The organism is Armatimonas sp. (assembly GCF_031410135.1).
GTDB lineage: Bacteria > Armatimonadota > Armatimonadia > Armatimonadales > Armatimonadaceae > Armatimonas.
In genome coordinates this window covers 1-1,431 of the sequence record NZ_JANNYP010000383.1, presented here as the reverse complement: position 1 = coordinate 1,431, position 1,431 = coordinate 1, and the positions used below count along the sequence as shown (strand labels likewise).

Below are 1,431 nucleotides of genomic sequence, written 5' to 3'. Positions count from 1 at the left end.
CGTTGTCCGAGAGGAACTGGATGCTTGCCTGATCCAGCGCCTTGGATGCCTTCAGCTTCGCCGGAGATTGGCTACTCACGGCCAACATCACCGTGTTCTGCTCATCAAACTCGGTACTCTTGTCGTTGAGCGACTTGAGCTGCCCAACGCAGTGGACGCAGGCATCCCCCAGGAAGAAGACGAGGACAATGTTCTTGCCCTTGAAGTCTTGCAGGCTGACTTTCTTGCCGCTCCGATCCACGACCTGAAGATTCGGAGCCTGGAACGGCTGCCAGTTCATTGGGCCAATCGCATCCAGCTCTTTGGGTCGGTAGACGCGCTCGGGCCGTGGGGTCTGCGCCACCGGCTTGGCATTGAGGCCGAGCTTCTTGACATCGTCGAGCCACTTTAGGTTGGGATCGGCTTGGGACCAGACATAGGTCAGCCGTCCCGCATAGAGCGTCGCCTGCTCACGGTTTCCGTTTGCGAAGTGAGCCAACGCCAGACCGGAGAGCGCGAAGCCATCGTTGGGCTCGTGTTTCAGTGCCTGCTCGTAGCAGTTGATCGCCAGCTTGTTGTCGCCGCTCTTACGGTAGTGGTCGCCTAAAACGCGCATGACGGGCCAGGCCAGGCCGGGAGGATCGTTCTGGTACTCCCCCTTGTCACGGAATTTTTGCTCTAGATCAGCGGCATTGAGCAGCTTGCGCTGGCCCTCTAGCACATTTCCTTCACCAAGGCTCACGATGCCATCGGCGATATCGGCCATCAAGTCCAGCGGCGAGGGTGAGGGAATTGGCGGAGCGCCGGGGGGCGCAGTCGCCTTGAGCTTCTCGATGAGTGTGCGGATTGTCGTGACACGCTCCCGAGCCTCAAAGCTCTTGCCAACGCCACTGAGGGCCAGCGCTTCGGCAAACGCCCGGCCCAGCTTGCCGAAATCCTCTTTATCACCCCACTCGATTCCATTGGGAGCCAAAATCTGATCCCACTTCTCGAACTTGATGAGGGCACGGACGCGGGCCTCAAGCCCCTGGCCTACGATCGCTCCGGTCTCAGCAGGGTTGTACTCCGGATCGCGCGGGGCGGCCAGCATGTCGGCGGAGCCTTTCAGCGATGCCTGCGCCATGCCGAGCTGCTCCTGAATGTAGCAGAGGTAGTTGCGGTTGTGCGGGTAGTTCCACGTCTCAAAGGGCAGTGCCAGTCGGTCGTTCATGTATCGCAACTCGGTGCGGGTTGCGGAGTCCATCGCAATGGCGGCCTCGTGCCACATCCCGATCTTGCTGTAGATATGGCCGGGCATGTGCATCGCGTGCCCGATGTCCGGGGCCGACTTGCCGTACATCTCGCAGCTCTTTATCGCCTGATCCGACGAGACACCATCCCAGTTGTGGATACTGGCGTGGTGCGCCCCCGGATGCATCGGGCTCTTGGCAAGAACCTGCTGGATGAGCAGCT

Annotated in this window: 1 protein-coding gene; it reads right to left on the bottom strand. The window is 60.4% G+C overall.

The window, feature by feature from the left end:
* Positions 1 to 1,431: redoxin domain-containing protein (locus RMO15_RS13940; protein ID WP_309713689.1), on the bottom strand; the 1,431-nt coding region annotated here is incomplete at both ends.